The sequence below is a fragment of the Streptomyces abikoensis genome, assembly GCF_014648775.1.
GTDB classification, from domain to species: Bacteria; Actinomycetota; Actinomycetes; order Streptomycetales; family Streptomycetaceae; genus Streptomyces; species Streptomyces abikoensis.
In genome coordinates, this window is the sequence record NZ_BMRT01000010.1 from 217,933 (window position 1) to 236,960 (window position 19,028).

Annotated in this window: 17 protein-coding genes; 15 read left to right on the forward strand and 2 right to left on the reverse strand. The window is 74.1% G+C overall.

Features of this window, described 5'->3' with window-relative positions; translation table 11 throughout:
- Positions 1 to 37 precede the first annotated feature (37 nt).
- The 10 genes from rfbA to IE096_RS27295 all read left to right on the forward strand — a co-directional run bounded on the left by rfbA (position 38) and on the right by IE096_RS27295 (position 11,289).
- A complete protein-coding gene (rfbA, locus tag IE096_RS27250; RefSeq protein WP_189456193.1) occupies positions 38 to 910 on the forward strand; it encodes a glucose-1-phosphate thymidylyltransferase RfbA in 873 nt (290 codons plus the stop codon).
- 60 nt (positions 911 to 970) lie between these two features.
- Positions 971 to 2,116 carry an AMP-binding protein gene (locus tag IE096_RS27255; protein WP_189456110.1) on the forward strand — a complete coding sequence of 382 codons (1,146 nt, stop codon included), beginning with the start codon at positions 971 to 973 and terminating at the stop codon, positions 2,114 to 2,116.
- A 4-nt stretch (positions 2,117 to 2,120) separates the two neighbouring features.
- On the forward strand, positions 2,121 to 3,641 hold the full coding sequence (locus IE096_RS27260; RefSeq protein ID WP_189456111.1) for an HAL/PAL/TAL family ammonia-lyase: 1,521 nt from the start codon (positions 2,121 to 2,123) through the stop codon (positions 3,639 to 3,641).
- Positions 3,642 to 3,717: 76 nt separating this feature from the next.
- A complete protein-coding gene (locus IE096_RS27265; protein ID WP_229820649.1) occupies positions 3,718 to 4,452 on the forward strand; it encodes a 4'-phosphopantetheinyl transferase family protein in 735 nt (244 codons plus the stop codon).
- Entirely contained in the window at positions 4,449 to 5,435 is a 987-nt protein-coding gene (gene rfbB, locus IE096_RS27270; RefSeq protein WP_189456112.1) for a dTDP-glucose 4,6-dehydratase, read from the forward strand. The genes IE096_RS27265 and rfbB overlap by 4 nt, the downstream gene beginning before the upstream one ends.
- On the forward strand, positions 5,432 to 6,373 hold the full coding sequence (gene rfbD, locus IE096_RS27275; protein ID WP_189456113.1) for a dTDP-4-dehydrorhamnose reductase: 942 nt from the start codon (positions 5,432 to 5,434) through the stop codon (positions 6,371 to 6,373). Before rfbB ends, rfbD begins: the two co-directional genes overlap by 4 nt.
- The gene (gene rfbC, locus IE096_RS27280) at positions 6,355 to 6,981 is read left to right on the forward strand and encodes a dTDP-4-dehydrorhamnose 3,5-epimerase (protein ID WP_189456114.1); all 627 of its coding nucleotides are present in this window, start codon (positions 6,355 to 6,357) and stop codon (positions 6,979 to 6,981) included. Before rfbD ends, rfbC begins: the two co-directional genes overlap by 19 nt.
- Positions 6,978 to 8,222, forward strand: coding sequence for a macrolide family glycosyltransferase (locus IE096_RS27285; RefSeq protein WP_229820650.1), 1,245 nt, complete (start codon positions 6,978 to 6,980; stop codon positions 8,220 to 8,222). The genes rfbC and IE096_RS27285 overlap by 4 nt, the downstream gene beginning before the upstream one ends.
- A gap of 321 nt (positions 8,223 to 8,543) precedes the next feature.
- Entirely contained in the window at positions 8,544 to 9,926 is a 1,383-nt protein-coding gene (locus tag IE096_RS27290; RefSeq protein WP_189456115.1) for a family 2B encapsulin nanocompartment shell protein, read from the forward strand.
- A complete protein-coding gene (locus IE096_RS27295; RefSeq protein WP_189456116.1) occupies positions 9,913 to 11,289 on the forward strand; it encodes a cysteine desulfurase in 1,377 nt (458 codons plus the stop codon). The genes IE096_RS27290 and IE096_RS27295 overlap by 14 nt, the downstream gene beginning before the upstream one ends.
- A gap of 65 nt (positions 11,290 to 11,354) precedes the next feature.
- On the opposite strand, the gene IE096_RS27300 is transcribed toward IE096_RS27295, so the two are convergent.
- Positions 11,355 to 11,840 carry a carboxymuconolactone decarboxylase family protein gene (locus IE096_RS27300; RefSeq protein ID WP_189456117.1) on the reverse strand — a complete coding sequence of 162 codons (486 nt, stop codon included), beginning with the start codon at positions 11,838 to 11,840 and terminating at the stop codon, positions 11,355 to 11,357.
- 102 nt (positions 11,841 to 11,942) lie between these two features.
- Here IE096_RS27300 and IE096_RS27305 point away from each other — a divergent pair, with 102 nt between their 5' ends.
- The gene (locus tag IE096_RS27305) at positions 11,943 to 12,872 is read left to right on the forward strand and encodes an RNA polymerase sigma-70 factor (RefSeq protein ID WP_189456119.1); all 930 of its coding nucleotides are present in this window, start codon (positions 11,943 to 11,945) and stop codon (positions 12,870 to 12,872) included.
- 72 nt (positions 12,873 to 12,944) lie between these two features.
- Positions 12,945 to 15,983: an AfsR/SARP family transcriptional regulator gene (locus IE096_RS31905; RefSeq protein WP_189456121.1), complete on the forward strand. Its 3,039-nt coding sequence runs from the start codon at positions 12,945 to 12,947 to the stop codon at positions 15,981 to 15,983.
- Positions 15,984 to 16,271: 288 nt separating this feature from the next.
- Here IE096_RS31905 and IE096_RS27315 read toward each other — a convergent pair whose 3' ends face one another.
- Complete coding sequence (locus IE096_RS27315; protein ID WP_189456123.1) at positions 16,272 to 16,628, reverse strand: STAS domain-containing protein; 357 nt, start codon at positions 16,626 to 16,628, stop codon at positions 16,272 to 16,274.
- 591 nt (positions 16,629 to 17,219) lie between these two features.
- On the opposite strand from IE096_RS27315, the gene IE096_RS27320 reads away from it, so the two are divergent.
- The 3 genes from IE096_RS27320 (at position 17,220) to IE096_RS27330 (ending at position 18,857) form a co-directional block, all read left to right on the forward strand.
- Positions 17,220 to 17,381, forward strand: a complete 162-nt coding sequence (locus IE096_RS27320; protein WP_164737664.1) for a hypothetical protein — start codon at positions 17,220 to 17,222, stop codon at positions 17,379 to 17,381.
- A 12-nt stretch (positions 17,382 to 17,393) separates the two neighbouring features.
- Positions 17,394 to 17,687 (forward strand): Dabb family protein, encoded by a 294-nt coding sequence (locus IE096_RS27325; protein WP_189456124.1) that lies wholly within the window; start codon positions 17,394 to 17,396, stop codon positions 17,685 to 17,687.
- A gap of 306 nt (positions 17,688 to 17,993) precedes the next feature.
- Complete coding sequence (locus tag IE096_RS27330; RefSeq protein ID WP_229820656.1) at positions 17,994 to 18,857, forward strand: RNA polymerase sigma factor SigF; 864 nt, start codon at positions 17,994 to 17,996, stop codon at positions 18,855 to 18,857.
- The last annotated feature ends 171 nt before the right edge of the window (positions 18,858 to 19,028 follow it).

Genomic DNA, 19,028 nt, shown 5'->3' on the forward strand with positions numbered 1-19,028 from the left:
GGCTTTCGTACCGGGCACTCGAAGAATTGGGGGAATGATGAAGGGAATTATTCTCGCCGGGGGCAGCGGCACCCGGCTGTATCCCTCCACCTTGGCCACTTCCAAGCAACTCCTGGCCGTCTACGACAAACCGATGGTCTACCACCCGCTTTCGGTGCTGATGCTCGCCGGAATCCGGGAGATCCTGGTGATCTCGACGCCGGAGAGCGTGCCGCCACTGCGCTCGCTGCTCGGCGACGGCTCGCACCTGGGCCTGGAGATCAGCTATGCGGAGCAGGAAAGTCCGCGCGGTATCGCGGAAGCGCTCGTCATCGGCGCCGACCACATCGGCGACGGCCCCGTCGCCCTGATCCTCGGCGACAACGTCTTCCACGGCGCGGGATTCCCGCAGCTGCTGCGGACGGCCCGCGCCGAGCTGGACGGCTGCACGCTCTTCGGGTACCCGGTCTCGGACCCCGAGCGCTACGGCATCGGCGAGGTCGACGCCGAGGGCAACCTGGTCTCCCTGGAGGAGAAGCCGGACCGGCCGCGCTCGGACAACGCGATCACCGGCCTGTACTTCTACGACGCGGACGCGGTGGAGATCGCCCGGGGGCTGACCCCCTCGGACCGCGGCGAACTCGAGATCACCGACGTCAACCGCGTCTACCTGGAGCAGGGGCGGGCCCGCCTCATCCGGCTGGGCCGCGGCTACACCTGGCTGGACGCGGGGACCCACGACTCCCTGCTGGCGGCCAGCCAGTACGTCCACGTCATCGAGAAGCGGCAGGGCGTCCGCGTGGCCTGCGTCGAGGAGATCGCCCTGCGCATGGGCTACATCGCGCCGGAGCACTGCCACCAGCTCGGCGCCCGGATGAAGAACTCGGAGTACGGCCAGTACCTCATGCAGGTCGCCCGGCTGGTCGCCTGACCGGGCCCGGCGGGACCGCGAGGACGGGCACCGGGGAAGACGGCACGACAGGGAGTACGAGTGGGACACGCGGGATATCAGGAGCTGACCCCGGCGGACGTGCTGACGCCGCCGGGCACCGGGGCGCCGGAGGTCACCGACCGCGCCTGGTGCGTCCGCTGGGAGCGGGAGCCCCGGGCGGAGGAACTCGTCCTGCGCACCCTGCCGGACACCCTGGACTTCCACACCTCGGGCAGCACCGGCCCCAGCAGGCTCTGGCGGCGCTCCCTCGCGGACGCGTGGAGCGAGGCCGGCATGCTCGCCGGGTTCGTCGGCGTCGACGAACCCGGGGCGGTCGTCTCCTTCGCGCCGCCCGTCCACGTCTACGGCGCGCTCGCCACGCTGCTGATGCCCGCCAGGCTCGGCGTCCCCGTCTGGTACCGCCCCGGCTACATCGGCGCGCTCCCGGACACCGGGGCCCGCCGGGTCGTCGTCGTGGCCACCCCGTGGATCTTCTCCCTGCTGCTGCGCAACATGGACTGGGTCCGCGCGCTGGACCACGTCACCGTGCTGTACAGCAGCGCCATGCTCCCGGCCGACGCCCGCGTCTTCCTGGAGCAGGCCGGCCCGGAGCGCGCGGCCCTCGTGGAGCTCCTCGGCTCCACGGAGACCGGCGGCATCGCGACCCGCCGCTGGCGCGCGGGCGAACCCCCGGCGTGGACCCTCTTCCCCGACGTCTCCTTCGCCCCCACCGGCGTCGAGGGGACCGAAGGGGCTGAAGGCGCCGACGGGACCGCCGTACCGCTGGTGATCCGCAGCCCGCGCCTGGCCCACCGCCCCGGCGGGAGCGCGCCGGACGCCTGGCCCACCGGCGACCTCGTCGAGCCGCTGGGCGACCGCGCCTTCCGGCTCGTCGGCCGGGTCGGCCGGCTCGTCAAGGTCAACGGCCGGCGGATCAACCTCGACGAGGCCGAACACGCCCTGCGCGCCCGCGTCGACTGCGCGGACCTGGCGCTCGTGGCCACCCACGACCCGATGATCGGCGAGCACGTCGACCTGTACGTCGTACCGAACGCCGGGACCGCGCCGGGCGGCACCGACCTGACCCCGGCCCTCGACGTCCTCGGCGCCCGCCCCCGGCGGACCCACCTGGTGCCCGTCATCGAGCGCTCCGCGACCGGCAAGCTCCGGCACCCCCAGACCGCACACTCACCGAACCAGGGATAGCAACGTGACAGTTACCTCCGAGACGACCGGCGCCGGGACCACCGACGGGCTCGGGCTCGCCGAGATCGTCGAAGCCGCCTCGTGGACCGCGAAGCTCGGCCCGCTCACCGACGCCGACGTGGCCGGGATGGAGGCCAGCGCCGCCACCGTCGACCGCTACCTCGCCGAGGGAAAGCCGGTCTACGGGCTCACGCAGGGCTTCGGCCCGCTGGTGACCTTCTCCGCCAAGTCCGAGCGGGAACAGGGCGACTCGCTCATATCCCACCTGGGCACCGCCCAGGGCCGGCCGCTCGACCCCGAGGTGTCACGGCTGGTCTTCTGGCTCCGCCTCAACAGCATGCGCAAGGGCGTCTCCGCCGTCTCGCCCGAGTTCTGGCAGCGCCTCGCCGACCTGTGGAACGCCGGCTTCACCCCGGTGATCCCCCGGGACGGCACGGTCAGCGCCAGCGGCGACCTCCAGCCCCTCGCCCACGTCGCCCTGGCCTGTGCCGGGTACGGCGAGGCGTGGGCGCTCGACACGGACGGCCGCCGGTACGTCCGCCCGGCCGGGGAGGTCCTCGCCGAGCTCGGCGCCGAGCCCCTGGAGTGGCCCGTCCGCGAGGCGCTGGCCTTCGTCAACGGCACCGGCGTCAGCCTCGCCGTCGCCATCCTCAACCAGCGCTCCGCCCTCCGGCTCGTCCACGCCGTCACCGACCTCACCGCCCGGCTGACCGTGCTGCTGGGCGGCAACGCCGAGCACTTCGACGAGGGCGTCGGCCGGGTCCGCAACCAGGCCGGGCAGCTGCGCGTCGCCCGCTGGATCCGGCAGGGCCTGCCCGAGGGCCACGAGCGCGACGAGCGCCGCCCGCTCCAGGAGCCGTACAGCCTGCGCTGCGCCCCCCAGGTCCTCGGCGCCGTCCTGGACCAGCTCACCCACGCCGGCGAGATCCTGGCCCGCGAGGCGAACGGCTGCACCGACAACCCGGTCACCTTCGAGGACCGGGTCCTCCACGCCGGCAACTTCCACGCCATGCCGGTCGGCTTCGCCTCCGAGCAGACCGGGCTGGCCCTGCACATGGCCGCCTACCTGGCCGAACGGCAGCTCGGGCTGGTGCTCAACCCCACCACCAACGGCGACCTGCCCATCATGCTCACCCCCCGGGCGGGCCGCGGCTGCGGACTGGCGGGCGTGCAGATCAGCGCCACCTCGTTCATCTCCCGGATCCGCCAGCTCGTCACCCCGGCGTCCCTGACGACGCTGCCGACGAACGGCTGGAACCAGGACCACGTCCCGATGGCCCTCAACGGCGCCAACGGCGTCTCCGAGGCGCTGGAGCTGGCCTGGCTGGCCGTGGGCTCGCTCGCCCTCGGCGCCGCCCAGCTGTCGGTGATGACCGAGCACGCGCACGGGACCGAAGGCGTCTGGGCCGAGCTGGCCGGCGTCTCCCCCGCGCTCGACGCCGACCGGCCGATGGCGGCCGAGGTCCGCGCCGCCGCCGCGCTGTTCGCGCGGCACGCGGACGCCCTGCTGGCCGAGCGCGCCTGACCGCCGGGCGCCCGGGGACCCCCCTCCGGGCGCCCGGCCCCCTCCCCCACGTATCCGCGAGACCGGAGCACCACGCGTGATCGCGAGCATCCTGCCCGCCGGAGTCGTGGCGGAGGAGTCCCACGCCGACGAACCGGCGGCCGGGCTGTTCCCCGAGGAGCTCCGGCTGACGGACGGCATGAGCGAGGCCCGGCGCCGCGAGTTCGCCGCCGTGCGGCACTGCGCCCGCCGGGCGGCCGGACGGCTCGGCGTGCCCGCCGCCCCGCTGCTGCCCGGGCACCGGGGCGCGCCGCGCTGGCCCGCCGGGGTCGTGGGCAGCATGACCCACTGCCCCGGCTACCGCGCGGCGGCCCTGGCCCGCGCGGAGGCCGTACGGGCCGTCGGCATCGACGCCGAGCCCCACGCGCCGGTGCCGGAGCGGATGGCGCGGGGCATCGCGCTGCCGGAGGAGCGGGAGCGGCTGCGCGCGCTCCACCGGCTGGACGACGGCGTGTGCTGGGACCGCCTCCTGTTCTGCGCCAAGGAGACCGTCTACAAGGTGTGGTCGCCCCTGACCGGGGTGTGGCTCGGCTTCCACGAGGCGTCGATCACCATCGACCCGGACACCCGCACGTTCCGCGCGCGCGTCCTGCGGCCCGTGCCGGCCGCCGTGGAGAAAGGTTTCCCCGCCGAGCTGCACGGCACCTGGACCACCGGCCGGGGCCTGCTGATCGCCGCGATCGTCCTCCCCACGGCGCCCTCCGCCCTTCCCTCCTCCCCTGCCCACCGGCCGCGCGCCGGGCTATACCGACGAGGTGCCAACTCCCCATGACCACCCGCATACTCGTGACCGGGGGCGCCGGGTTCATCGGCTCCCACTACACGCGCACGCTGCTCGGTCCCGACGGGCCCGGCGACGTGTCGGTCACGGTGCTCGACAAGCTCACCTACGCGGGCAACCCCGCCAACCTGGACGCGGTGCGGGACGACCCGCGCCTCACCTTCGTCCAGGGCGACATCTGCGACGCCGAACTCGTGGCCGGGCTCATGGCGGAGCACGACCAGGTGGTGCACTTCGCCGCCGAGTCCCACGTGGACCGGTCGATCGACGGCGGCGCCGAGTTCATCCGCACGAACGTCCTGGGCACCCACACCCTCGTCGACGCCGCCCACCGCGCGGGCGTCGACGTCTTCGTGCAGGTCTCCACGGACGAGGTGTACGGCTCCATCGACGAGGGCTCCTGGCCCGAGACCCACCCGCTCGCGCCCAACTCGCCCTACTCCTCGGCCAAGGCCGCCGGCGACCTGGTGGCGCTCTCCTACCACCGCACCCACGGCCTGGACGTCCGCGTCACCCGCTGCTCGAACAACTACGGGCACCACCACTTCCCCGAGAAGGTCATCCCCCTCTTCGTCACCAACCTCCTCGACGGCGGCAAGGTCCCGCTGTACGGGGACGGCGGCAACGTCCGGGACTGGCTGCACATCGACGACCACGTCCAGGGCATCGAACTGGTCCGCACCCGGGGCCGCGCCGGGGAGGTCTACAACATCGGCGGCGGCACCGAACTGTCCAACCGGGAGCTCACCGAACTCCTCCTCAAGGAGTGCGGGGCCGACTGGGAGACGAGCGTCGAGCACGTCGCCGACCGCAAGGGCCACGACCGCCGCTACTCCGTCGACTGCACCAAGATCCGCGAGGAGCTCGGCTACGCGCCCAAGGTGCCCTTCGAGCAGGGCCTCGCCGAGACCGTGCGCTGGTACCGCGAGAACCGCGCCTGGTGGGAGCCCCTGAAGCGGCGGGCGGCGCTGTGACGGAACCCGGTCCGCGGCCCTGGCTGGTCACGGGCGCGCGGGGCATGCTGGCGCGCGACGTCCTGGCCCGCCTGGCCGACGCGGGCGTCCCCGCCGTGGCCGCCTGCCGCCACGAACTCGACGTCACCGACCCGGAGTCGGTGCGCGCCGCCCTCGCCCGGCACCGCCCGGCCGTGGTGGTGAACTGCGCCGCCTGGACGGCCGTCGACGACGCCGAGCGGCGGGAGGCGGAGGCGTTCGCCGTGAACGCCACCGGGCCCCGGCTGCTGGCCGAGGCGTGCCGCGCGCCGGGCACCGTCCTGCTCCACGTGTCCACGGACTACGTCTTCGACGGGCGCGCCCGTGAGCCGTACCCCAAGGACGCGCCGACCGGCCCGCTCGGCGCCTACGGCCGCACCAAGCTGGCGGGCGAACGGGCCGTGCTGGAGACGCTGCCGCGCACCGGCCACGTGGTGCGCACCGCCTGGCTGTACGGGGCCGGCGGGGACAACTTCGTCCGCACCATGATCCGGCTGGCGGCCGGGCGGGAGACCGTCGACGTCGTCGACGACCAGCACGGCCAGCCCACTTGGGCGGCCGATCTCGCCGGGCTGCTGCTCCGCCTCGGCGGGGCGGCGCTGGAAGGAGCCGCGCCGGCCGGGATCCACCACGGCGGCGCCGGCGGGCACACCACCTGGTGCGGCCTGGCCCGGGAGGTCTTCCGGCTGGCGGGCGCCGATCCGGGGCGGGTGCGTCCCGTCACCGGCGCGGCCTTCGCGCGCCCGGCGCCCCGGCCCGCCTGGAGCGTCCTCGGCCACGATCCCCGGCGGACAGCGGGCCTTGCGCCGCTCCGCCACTGGCGCGACGCGCTGGCCGAGGCGTTCCCGGAACTGGCGAAGGCGGCCGCCGGCGTCACACGTGAGGGAGTCGGTGGTGCCCCGTGCGGCCGCTGTCCATAGAAGGGGCGTGGATCCACGAGCCGGAGGTCTTCCCCGACGACCGGGGCGGCTTCCACGAGTGGTACCGCGCCGACGGCTTCCGCGCCGTCACCGGCCGGGCGCTCCCCCTCGCCCAGGCCAACCTGTCGGTGTCCCGGCGGGGCGCCCTGCGCGGCATCCACTTCGCGGACGTGCCGCCCGGCCAGGCGAAGTACGTCAAGTGCGTCCGGGGCGCCGTGCTGGACGTGGTCGTCGACGTGCGCACCGGCTCCCCGACCTTCCGCCGCTGGGAGGCCGCCCGGCTCGACGACGAGAACCACCGCGCGGTGTACCTCTCCGAGGGCCTCGGCCACGCCTTCCTGGCCCTCACCGAGGAGGCCACCGTCGTCTACCTGTGCTCCGAGGGCTACGCGCCCGGACGCGAGCACGGCATCCACCCGATGGACCCCGACCTCGCCGTCGACTGGCCCGCCGGCATCACACCTCTGCTGTCCGAGAAGGACGCGCGGGCCCCGAGCCTCCGCGAGGTGGAGCGCCGGGGCCTGCTGCCCTCCTACGCCGCCTGCCGAGCCCTGCGCAACACCAGCCCGGCGAACACCGCCCCCGACCCCCTCACCCCGCACCCATGACCTCACCGTTCCATGCCGGCCGCACCGGCCGCCCCGCCCACATCGCCATGTTCAGCGTGGGAGCCCACGGGCACGTCAACCCGAGCCTCGAGGTGATCCGCGAGCTCGTCACGCGCGGCCACCGCGTCACCTACGCCATCCCCGGGTCCTTCGCCGGGACCGTCGCCGCCACCGGCGCCGAGCCCCGGGTGTACTCGTCCACGCTGCCGCCGGGCGACGACCCGGCGGCCTGGGGCGGCGAACTCATCGACCACCTGCGGCTGTTCCTGGCCGACGCCGGCCAGGCGCTCCCCCAACTGCTCAAGGCGTACGAGGGCGACCGCCCCGACCTGGTCCTCTACGACCCGATGGCCTACGCGGCCCGGGTCCTCGCCCAGCGCTGGGGCGTGCCCGCCGTGCAGCTCTCCCCGCACGCCGTCGCCTGGGAGGGCTACGAGGAGGAGGTGGCGGCCGAGATGTCCGGGGCGCTGCCGGAGGACCCGTGCGGCGCTCCCCGCTACAGCCGCTCCCACGCCTGGCTGGCCAACAACGGGATATCGATCGGGCCCGGCCGCATCGCGCGTCGTCCCGAGCGCTGTATCGCGCTGATCTCCGAGGTCCTCCAGCCGAACGCCCACCGGGTCGACCCGGCCGTCTACACCTTCACCGGCCCCTGCCGCCCCGAAGGCAACGAGGTCGGAGACGGGTGGGCGCGCCCGGCGGGTGCCGAGAGGGTGCTGCTGATCTCCCTGGGCACGCTCTTCACCCGGGCCCCCGAGTTCTACCGCGCCTGCGTCGCGGCCTTCGGCGGGCTGCCGGGCTGGCACGTGGTGCTGCGGACCGGCAAGGGCGTGGACCGTGCCGAGCTCGGCGAGGTGCCCGGTAACGTCGAGGTCCGCGACTGGGTGCCGCAGCAGGCGATCCTCGGACAGGCCGACGTCTTCATCACCCACGCGGGCGCGGGCAGCGCGCACGAGGGGCTCGCCCACGGGGTGCCGATGGTGGCCGTGCCGCAGGCCGCCGACCAGTTCGGCAACGCCGAGATGCTGGTGGAGCTGGGGGTCGCCCGCCGGCTGGCGAAGGAGGAGGCCACGCCGGAGGCCCTGCGCGAGGCGGTGCTGGCGCTCGCCGGGGACCCGGACGTCGCCGCGCGCGGCGCCGCGATCCGGCGGAGGATGGCGGCCGAGGGCGGCACCCGGCGGGCCGCCGATCTCGTCGAGGCCGAGCTCCCCGGCCGGCGGCCCGGCTCCCCGAGCGCCTGAGAGGCCGCCCCGCCGGGGTCCCGCGCGGCGCCGACGGGGGTCTCGCGCCGCCCCGGCGGCGGTTTTGCGCTGCGCCGGCGGCGCGACGCGCCCGGGCGGGCGGTCTCAGCAGATGGAATCCGGTCATCTCGCGGTACGGACCAGACGGGCGCCCGGCGGTGGATGCCTTGCCCCGGTTCGTCGGCCACGGCATCACGCTCCGTCAGGCGCCTGTTTCCGGACCGTGTCGGAATCCCCCGCCTTGTGACACGAACACCCCGAACGGACGATCGGTCTGCGCTCCCGCGCGAACATTCGCGCGGGCTCTTCGAGGAGGACCGCATGAACGATCGACTCAGTCTCGCGCCCGATGCCGCACGGCAGTTGGCCACGACCACCAAGACCACCCCGCAGATGCGCGGCATCACGCCGCGCTACCTGCTGCGCGCGCTGCCCTGGGTCGACGTCGAGTCCGGCGTCTACCGCGTCAACCGCCGCCGGACGTTCATCCTCGGCGACGACCGCATCAGCTGCTACTCCGAGGGCGGCGCCCACCGCGTCGTCCCCGAGGACCTGCGCGAACTGCCCTTCCTGCGCGAGGCCGACGCGGCCCTGCTCGCCGAACTCGCGGGCTCCTTCGAGCAGACGACCTTCGAGCCCGGCCAGATCATCGGCGCCGAGGGCGAGACGTGCGACAAACTGACCGTGATCGTCAGCGGCCGCGCCGAGAAGCGGGTCACCGGCCGCTACGGCGAGGACGCGCTGCTGGAGGTCATGGGCGACGGCCAGTTCTTCTGCCTGGACTCCTGGACCCGATGTCAGCCCTTGCCGTTCCGGGTCAAGGCGGTCACCTCCGGTGTCGCCCTGACCGTCGGGCTCGACGCGCTCAACGCGCTGGCGGAGCGCGACGCGTCCCTGCGCGCCGCGCTCGACGCCCACATCGCGGGCGAGGGCCCCCGGCCCGGCGCCGAGGTCCCCGTCGACCTCGCCTCCGGCCACACCGGCGAGCCCGAACTGCCGGGCACGTACGTGGAGTACGAGGACACGCCCCGCGAGTACCACATGAGCCTCGCCCAGACCGTGCTGCGCGTCCACACCCGGGTCTCCGACCTCTACAACGCGCCCATGGACCAGACCCGCGTCCAGGCCGACCTCACCATCCAGGCGCTGCGCGAGCGCCAGGAGGCGATGATCCTCCACCACCCCGAGTTCGGCCTGTTCAACAATGTCGCCCCGGGCATGCGCGTCCAGCCGCGCACCGGCGCGCCGACCCCCGACGACCTCGACGAGCTGCTCTCCCGGGTGTGGAAGCAGCCGAGCTACTTCGTCGCCCACCCCAAGGCCATCGCCGCCTTCGGCCGCGAGTGCACCCGCCGGGGCGTCCCCCCGGTGATCGACACCCGCTTCGGCAGCCCGCTGATCACCTGGCGCGGCGTGCCGATGCTCCCCTCCGACAAGGTGCGCTTCCAGGGCGCCGGCGGCGCCGCGACCACCGAGATCCTGCTGATGCGGGTGGGCGAGGCCGAGCAGGGCGTCATCGGGCTGCGCCCGGCCGGGGTGCCGGACGAGGTCGAGCCGGGCCTGTCGATGCGGAACATGGGCACGGACCAGAAGGCCATCACCTCGTACCTGCTGACGGCGTACTTCAACGCCGCGGTGCTGGTGGAGGACGCGCTCGCGGTCCTCCAGAACGTCGAGGTGTCGAAGTACCATGACTATTCCTGACGCCGGGACGTACGCGGGGATGCCGGCCGCCCCGTCGTGGGCCCAAGTGCCCAACGCGGCGCAGCAGTCCACGCCGCAGGCCGTGCCGCACTCCACGCCCCAGGCCGTGCCGCAGTCCACCCCGCCGCGCGGGCGCGGCTTCGACCCGATGGCGGCCCGGGCGGACGTCCCCGTGCTGCACCGCACCGTCAACGGCCGGCCGCTCGTCTGGCTGGACAACGGCGCAACCACCCAGAAGCCGCGCCAGGTCATCGAGGCGCTCACCGCCTACTACAGCGCCGCCAACTCCAACATCCACCGCGGCGCCCACACCATGGCCCGCGAGGCCACGGAGACGTACGAGGCGGGCCGGCAGGCCGTCGCGGACCTGCTGGGCGCGGCCTCCCCGGACGAGATCGTCTTCACCCGGGGCACCACCGAGGCCATCAACCTCGTGGCCCAGACGTGGGGACGGGCGAACATCGGGCCCGGTGACGAGATCGTCGTCGCCACGCTGGAGCACCACTCCAACATCGTGCCCTGGCAGATGCTGGCCAAGGAGAAACGGGCCCGGCTCAAGCCCATCCCGCTCCTGCCCGACGGCAGCATCGACCAGGCCGCCTTCGCGGACCTGCTCTCCTTCCGCACCCAGCTCGTCGCCGTCAGCCAGGCGTCGAACGTGCTGGGCACCGTACCGCCCGTCAAGGAGATGGCCGCGCTGGCGCACCGCTACGGGGCGAAGGTGCTGGTCGACGGGGCCCAGGCGGTGGCCCACTTCCCCGTCGACGTCCAGGACCTGGACGCGGACTTCTACGTCTTCTCCGGGCACAAGCTGTTCGCCCCGACGGGCATCGGCGCGCTCTACGGCAAACCGGAGCTGCTCGCCGCCATGCCGCCCTGGCAGGGCGGCGGCAACATGATCGACCAGGTCGACTTCCCGGCCAGCACCTACGCGCCGGTGCCGCACCGCTTCGAGGCCGGCACCGGGCACATCTCCGGGGTCGCCGGCCTGCTGGCGGCGATCAACTGGCTGACCGGCTTCGACCGTGAGGCCGTCGCCGCCTACGAGACGGGGCTGCTCGCCTACGCCGAGCAGGCCATGACCCAGGTGCCGGGGATCGCCGTCCTCGGGTCGGCACCGGAGAAGATCGCGACGCTGACGTTCACCCTGGCCGGGCACGACCCGGTCGACGTCGCCCGCTCGCTCGACCAGGACGGCATCGCCGTCCGCGCGGGCCACCACTGCGCCCAGCCCTCGCTGCGCCACTACGGCGTGGAGAGCGCGGCGCGGGCGTCGCTGGCGCTCTACAACACGCGGGAGGACGTCGACCGGCTGGTCGCGTCCCTGCTGCGGCTGACGTCCGGGCCGACTTCCGGCGGCTGACGGCTGACGCCCGGGCCCGTACCCCGATGCGAACAGGGGGTACGGGCCCGGGTTTTCCCAGGGGTTCAGTCGAGCGCGGCCGCGAACATGCCGGGCTCGTAGGAGCCGCCCCGCTGGTGCACGGTCACGGCGAGCCGGTTGGCCGCGTTGACCAGGGCGACCATGCAGACCAGGGCGGCCGTCCCGTCGTCGTCGAAGTGCTTGCGCACCCGCTCCCAGGTCTCGTCGGACACGCCTTCGTGCGCGTCGGCGAGCCGGGTGGCCTCCTCGGCGAGCGCCAGCGCCGCCCGCTCGGCCTCGGTGAACACGGTGGACTCGCGCCACACCGCGACCAGGGCGAGCCGCACCGCGGTCTCCCCGGCGGCCGCGGCCTCCTTGACGTGCATGTCCACGCACCAGCCGCAGCCGTTGATCTGGCTGACGCGCAGCGCCACCAGCTCCTGGACGGTCCGCGACAGCGACGACTGGTGAAGCACCATGCCGGCGTTGGCGAACCGCTTGGCGAACTTCGTGCTGACCTCGTTCTCGAACAGGTTGAACCGGGTGTCCATGGCTTCGTCCTCACTCGTGGTGTGGCTTTTGACGAACACCAGATGCCGGCGCCCCGCTCCCTGTGACAGACCGGGGGACGTGACGTGCGCCACCGCTCGCGGATGTCACAAAGCAGTGGTGAGCGGCGTCTTGTGCGCGTGGACATAGAGAACCCGGACCCCGCCACCGAGGCGTTCGTCGCCCATCGCAACCTGCTGTTCACCGTCGCCTACGAGATGCTCGGCTCGGCCGCCGACGCGGAGGACGTCCTCCAGGAGACCTGGCTGCGCTGGTCGGGCGTCGACCTCGGCGCGGTACGGGACCGGCGCGCCTACCTGGTGCGGATCACCACCCGCCAGGCGCTGGGCCGGCTGCGCGCGCTCGGCCGCCGCAAGGAGTCCTACGTCGGCACCTGGCTGCCCGAGCCGCTGCTCACCGCCCCGGACGTGGCCGAGGACGTCGAGCTGGCCGACAGCGTCTCCACGGCGATGCTGCTGGTCCTGGAGACGCTCGCGCCGACCGAGCGGGCGGTGTTCGTGCTGCGCGAGGTGTTCGACCTCGGGTACGACGAGATCGCCGAAGCCGTCGACAAGTCCCCGGCGGCGGTCCGGCAGATCGCGCACCGGGCGCGGGCGCACGTCGCGGCGCGACGGCCGCGCGGGACCGTCTCCCCGGCCGAGACCCGGGGCGCGCTCGACGCGTTCCAGCGGGCCGTCGAGACGGGCGACATCCAGGGCCTGCTCGACATCCTCGCGCCCGACGTCGTCCTCCTGGGTGACGGCGGCGGAGTCAAACAGGCCGTCCTGCGGCCGATCGTGGGCGCCGACAAGGTGGGCCGCCTGCTCGTCGGCGGCCTGGGCAAGGTCGCGGCCTCGGTGTCGCTGCGGCCGGCCCGGGTCAACGGCCACCCGGCGCTGGTCCTCCGGCTCGACGGCGAGCTCGACACCGTCCTGACGCTGCGCGTCGAGGACGGCCTGATCACCGGGCTCTACGCCGTGCGCAACCCCGAGAAGCTGTCGCACATGGGGCGGGAGACGGCGCTGCGCCGCTGAGTTTATTACGCCCTAATTGGGATAATTAGATCGGGGATGACCCGATCTCAGCGAGGAGGGAGCGGACCGCCCGTGCCCGGTGACGAGGAGCCCCAGCCGGAACACCACCGCCTCCGGTTCCACGTGCTCGGCCCCGTACGGGCCGACCGCGACGGGCAGCCGCTGCCACTCGGCTCCCCGCAGGAGCGCGCCACCCTCGCGATCCTGCTGCTGCGCGACGGCCGCTCCCTCACCGCCCCCGAACTCGTCGACGCCCTCTGGGGCGACGACCCGCCCCACCGCGCCATGGACACCCTGCGCGCCTACGTCACCCGGCTGCGCGCCGTCCTGGAACCCGGCAGGCCCTTCCGGGGCCGCGCGAAGGTGCTCGTCTCCACCGGCGGCGGCTACGCCGTGCGGGTGCCGCCCGGAAGCCTGGACGCGACCGTGTTCGAGGAGCACCTCGCGGCCGCCGCCACCGCCCGCGCGAACGGCGACGCCGCCGGGGCGTACGCGCGGCTGACCGCCGCCCTGGCCCTGTGGGAGGGCACCGCGCTCGCCGGGCTGACCGGCCCGTACGCCGAGCGGGAGCGCGAGCGGCTCACCGAACTGCGCGCCACCGCCCGCGAGGACCACTACGACTGCGCCCTCGCGCTCGGCCGGCACGCCGAATCGGTGGCCGGGCTGCGCGCCCTGGCCGCCGAACAGCCCCCGCGCGAGAAGCCGCGCGCCCTGCTGATGCTGGCCCTGCACCGCGCCGGGCGGCAGGCGGAGGCCCTCGCCGTGTTCAGCGAGGCCGAACGCCTGCTCCCCGACGGGCCCGGGCCCGGGCTCGTCCGGCTGCGCGAGCGGATCCTCGCGGGGGATCCCGCGCTCGCGGCGCCGGCCGTCTCCGGCGCGGGTCCGGCTTCCTCCGACGGGTGGGGTTCCGCCGGGGCTCCCCCCGCCCTCGATCTGCTGCCGCCGGAACCCGTCGGCTTCACCGGGCGCGAGACCCTCACCGGCGAGGTGCGCGCCGCCCTCGCCGAAGGGGACGTCGTCGTCCTCACCGGCCCCGGCGGCACCGGCAAGACCGCGCTGGCCACGCACACCGCCCGCGCCGTCCGCGCCGCCTACCCCGACGGCCTGCTCCACGTCGATCTGCGCGGCACCGACCCCGAACCCGTCGACACGGGCGCGGCCCTCGCCGGCCTGCTGCACGCGCTCGGCGTCACCGACGCCGCCCTGCCCGACGACGTGGAGCGCCGGGCCGCGCTCTACCGCTCCCTGCTCGCCGACCGGCGCGTGCTCGTCGTCCTCGACGACGCCCACGACACCGCGCAGGCCCGCCTCCTGCAGCCCGGCGTGCCCGGCTGCGCGGCGCTCGTCACCACCCGCTCCCCGGACCTCGTCCTGCCGGGCGCCCGGACGGTCGGCGTCGACGCCATGGAGGAGAAGGAGGCGCTGGCCATGCTGACGGCGGTCGGCGGCGGCCGCGCCGCCGACTCGGCCGTCGCCGGGGGCGATGCCGCCCGGTCCGTCGTCGCCGCCTGCGAACGGCTCCCGCTCGCCCTGCGCATCGCCGGCGCGCGCCTCACCACGCCGCCTGCCTGGACCCCGGGCGACCTCGCCGCGCGGCTGGCGGAGGAGCGGCAGCGGCTCGGCACGCTGCATGCCGACGTCGGTGCCGGTGCTGGTGCCGGTGCCGGTGCCAGCGTCGGCGTCGTTGCCGGTGCCGGCGCCGTTGCCGGTGCCGGCGTCGTTGCCGGTGCCGGTGCCGTCGTCCTGGAGGCCGCCTGCCGCGTCGCCCACGACGCCCTGGAGCCCGAGGCGGCCCGCGCGTTCCGGCTGCTGGCCCTTCCCGACGCCGGGCCGCTCGACGCCGCCTCGGCCGCCGCCGTGCTCGACCTCCCGGACGCCGCGCGCGCCGAGGCCGTCGCCGGGGGGCTGGCCCGGGCCGGGCTGCTGGAGTCGGCCGGCCCGGGGCGGTACGGGCACCACGCGCTGGTGCGGCTGTTCGCGCGGCGGCAGAGCGAACGCTTGGACAGCCCGCCCGTCCGCGACGCGGCGCTGCTGCGGCTCCTGGACCACCAACTGGCCACCTCCGTCACCGCGCTCCTGCGCCTCACCCCGGACAGCCCGCTGCCGCGTCACCTGCTGCACCACCTCGCCACGGCGGGCCGGCCCCTGGCCGACGCCGGCGCCGCCCGCGCCTGGGCGCACGACGCCCACCCGGACGTGCTCGCCACCGTCCGGCAGGTCCTGGCGCAGGACGTCCCCGACGCCCTGCGCCCCGCCGTCGACCTGCTGACCGTCTGGGCCGCCCTGACCGCCGGTACCGCGCGCCGCCACGACCTGGAGTCGTTCGTCCGGCAGGCGCTGGACCGGGCGCGGGAGCGGGGCGACGACACCGCCGCCGCCCGGACGCTGCGGCTGCCGGTCGCGCCGTCCCCCGAGGAACTGCGGTCGGCCCTGCGGCTGGCCGAGGAGGTCCACGACCCGCTGACGCCGCTCCTCGCCGGGTTCGAACTCGGCGTCGTCCTGCTGGAGCTGGACCGGGCCGACGAGGCGCTGCCCCTGCTCGTGCGGGCCGAGGAGGGGCTCGCGAGGGAGGGCGCGGCGGGCGGCGCGGCCGAGGCGCTGGCCCACGCGGCGCGCGCGTACATCGCGCTGGGGCGGCCGGAGGAGTCCCTGGCGGCCGCCGAGGCGGCGGTCGAGCGCGCGCGGGGGGTGGGCCAGGGGCGGACCCTCGCGCTGGTGCTCCTCCAGACGGGCCGGGCCCATCTGCGGGCCGACCGGACGTCGGCGGCGGCCGACCGGCTGCGGGAGGCGCTGGCCGTCGAACCGGAGGGGACGGACCCGCGCCGGGAGGCCCTGGTGTGGGCGTGGCTGGCGCGCTGCCGGCTCGCCCAGCTGCGGCACCGCGAGGCCGTGGCGGCGGCGGACCGGGCGCTGGCGCTGGAGGCGGGGCCGGGGGACGACCACGTCCGGGGCCTGGCCCTGGCCGCGCGCGGCCGCGCCCAGCTGGCGCTGGGCGAACCGCGGCTGGCGCTGGGGGCGCTGCGGGAGGCGCACGAGGTACTGACGCGACGGGGGGCGGCGGAGGCGGCGGAGGTGGCGGCGCTGCTGAACGAGGAGTTCGGCGAGGTGTAGGCCGGTGGTGGGTCGGGGGCGGGGTGGGGTGGACGGGCCCTTACGGGGCTGAGCTCTTCGCGGTCCCTGGTATCACGGTGCTGGTTGCCCCGCCCGTGTCACTAGCGGCGAAGAGCTCCTTACGCCCCTACCAGGGCCCATCCACCCCACCCCGCCCCCTCACGTCACCCCAGCCCCCTAGCGGGGCGATCCGTGCCGGGCAATCGGGCGGGTGGGTGGGGTAGAACCGCGCCGAAGGCGCGGAAAACCCCCCACCGGGGGCACCCGGAAAGTCGACGGAACCCGCCGTCAGGCGGGCACGCTGCCGACCGCCGTCGGGGGGAACTCCTCGAGCCAGACGAACGCCGCCTCGACCCCGGCGATCCGAACGACCTTCGAAACCATCGCCCCACCCCGCACAACCCGCAACCGAGCCCCGCACCGCGCCGCGCGGGCGCGAACCCGCAGCAACAGCCGTACACCGCTGGCGTCCAGAAAGGTCACGGCACGCAGATCGAGCACCAGCTCCCCCCGGCACCGCCCCGCGACGCCCTCCATCCGCTGCCCCAGCGTCTGCTCGGCCAGGATGTCGATCTCACCGACCAGTTCCATGACCACCGCTCCCCCCGCCACGCGTTCCCGCATGGTGAAGGCGAGCTCGTACACGCCCATGGCGAACCTCACCGCCCTCCCTCATCGGGCACATCGTGTGCCTTTCTGGTGCCCCGGCAGTGGGCCGATTTCACCTCTGAGGCCCAGCCGTGATCCGGCGTGCATCCGGCGTTCGTCCGGCGGTGTCCGGGCCGGCAGCGCGGAAGCCCCGGCCCCGGGCCACGGTGCGCGTCGTGGGCCCGGAGCCGGGGCTTCCGGCGAACGCGGGACGGGGGAAGCGGCATCGGGGGGACAACCGCTTCCCCCGACGAGGACACGGCCTCCAAGTACGGGCCGCGGTCGGGGGGATTCGCACGGCCCGGACCCCGCAGTGAGGTCGCGTCCCTGGGCCCACAGGATTCCTGCCAGATCCGTGGACCACGCGTCCATCCTCCGCCCCGGCTCGGGCGCGGGAGTCTGCCGAAGGACCCGGCTTGCAGGGTCCAAAGTCCTTAAAGTCCGCGTGAGGGGTGTGAATCCGTCCACACCGCGGCCTCGCGCCCCCAGCGCGACGCGCCATGATTTTCGGCCATTCATTCCCTCGCACGTTTGCGCGGATAGACTCTCGCGATCAAGGCGGGACCGCAGGGGAGGCAGGGCGTCATCGTGCAGACAAAGAAGGTCGTGCTCTGGGGTCTCGGCATCTTCGTGGCGTACACGATCATCCACTCCCCCGCCCGGTCGGCGGAGCTCGTCCAGATAGGGTTCCAGGGGATATCGGACGCCGCCATGAACATCGGCGAGTTCATGACCCAGCTCGTCAGCTGAAAGAAGGCACCCGTGATCCGTCATCTCGTCCTGTTCAAGCTCAACGAGGGCGTCGAGCGCGACGACCCGCGCGTCGTCGCCGGTGTGCAGGCGTTCGAGAAGCTGGACGGCGCCATTCCCGAGCTGCGCTCCTGGGAGTGCGCCTGGAACGTCTCCGACCGGCCGATCGCCTACGACTACGCCATCAACTGCTCGGTCAAGGACATGGCCGCGCTCCAGCGGTATCTGGACCACCCCGCCCACCAGGCGGGCGTCGCCCAGTGGCGCGAATTCGCGACCTGGGTGATCGCCGACTACCCGTTCTGAGAACCCTTCCGGCGCCCCTCACCCCCCGGGTGAGGGGCGTTTTTTGTCGTCAACACGGTGCTATGCGGTGCTTGCACACTACGGACATGTCTTGTGATGCTATGACCGCTTTTGCCGGATGAGTTGATCGATTTTGACCGCGAAGGGGTGGTGACCGTGCCGGCCCGTACAGCGCCCGAAGCCCCCCTCCGGCGCGACAAGTCCACCGACGAAACCGACCCCGTCATCGACCGCGTCGCCGATCCCGTCACCACCCCTGTCACCGGCCCCGTCACCGACGCCGTCGCCGATGCCGACACCGACGGCATCCCCGACGACCTCCCCGACGGCCTTGAGCCCACCGGCCCCGACGGGGACGGCCGGCCCGGCGAGCCCGGCGCCGTACGCGGCCCCCGCTCGCGGGAGGGCCGGGGCGCCGACGCCCGGGCCCTGACCCAGGTGCTCTTCAAGGAGTTCGTCACCCTGGAGCCCGGCACCCCCGAGCACGCCCGCGTGCGCGCCGCCCTGATCGAAGCCAACCTCCCCCTCGTGCGGTACGCCGCGGCGCGTTTTCGCAGCCGCAACGAGCCCATGGAGGACGTGGTCCAGGTCGGCACCATCGGTCTCATCAACGCCATCGACCGCTTCGACCCCGATCGCGGTGTCCAGTTCCCCACGTTCGCGATGCCGACCGTCGTCGGCGAGATCAAGCGGTACTTCCGCGACAACGTCCGCACCGTGCACGTTCCGCGCCGCCTCCACGAGCTGTGGGTGCAGGTCAACGGCGCCACGGAGGACCTGACGGTGCTCCACGGCCGCTCCCCCACCACCGCCGAGATCGCCGACCGGCTGAAGATCGCCGAGGACGAGGTGCTGGCCTGCATCGAGGCCGGCCGTTCGTATCACGCCACTTCCCTGGAGGCCGCCCAGGAGGGCGACGGCCTGCCCGGCCTGCTGGACCGACTCGGCTACGAGGACCCCGCGCTGGCCGGGGTCGAACACCGTGATCTCGTCCGCCATCTGCTCGTACAGCTTCCTGAGCGGGAACAGCGGATCCTCCTGCTGCGCTACTACAGCAATTTGACGCAGTCGCAGATCAGCGCGGAGCTGGGGGTGTCACAGATGCATGTGTCCCGGCTACTCTCACGAAGCTTCGCCAGGCTCCGTTCCGCAAATCGAATCGACGCCTAACCCTCACGGGTGACCCCTCCCCCGATGTCATGGGGAAGATATATCGACTTGACGCTACAGCGTGTTGCCGACATGTGACATTCTGCTGGAACTGCGTTTGCCACAGCGCAGCCTCCGGTATTCAGGTGGAGGCTGAACCCCTCGCGCGAGGGTGCCGCTGTGATCCGTCCG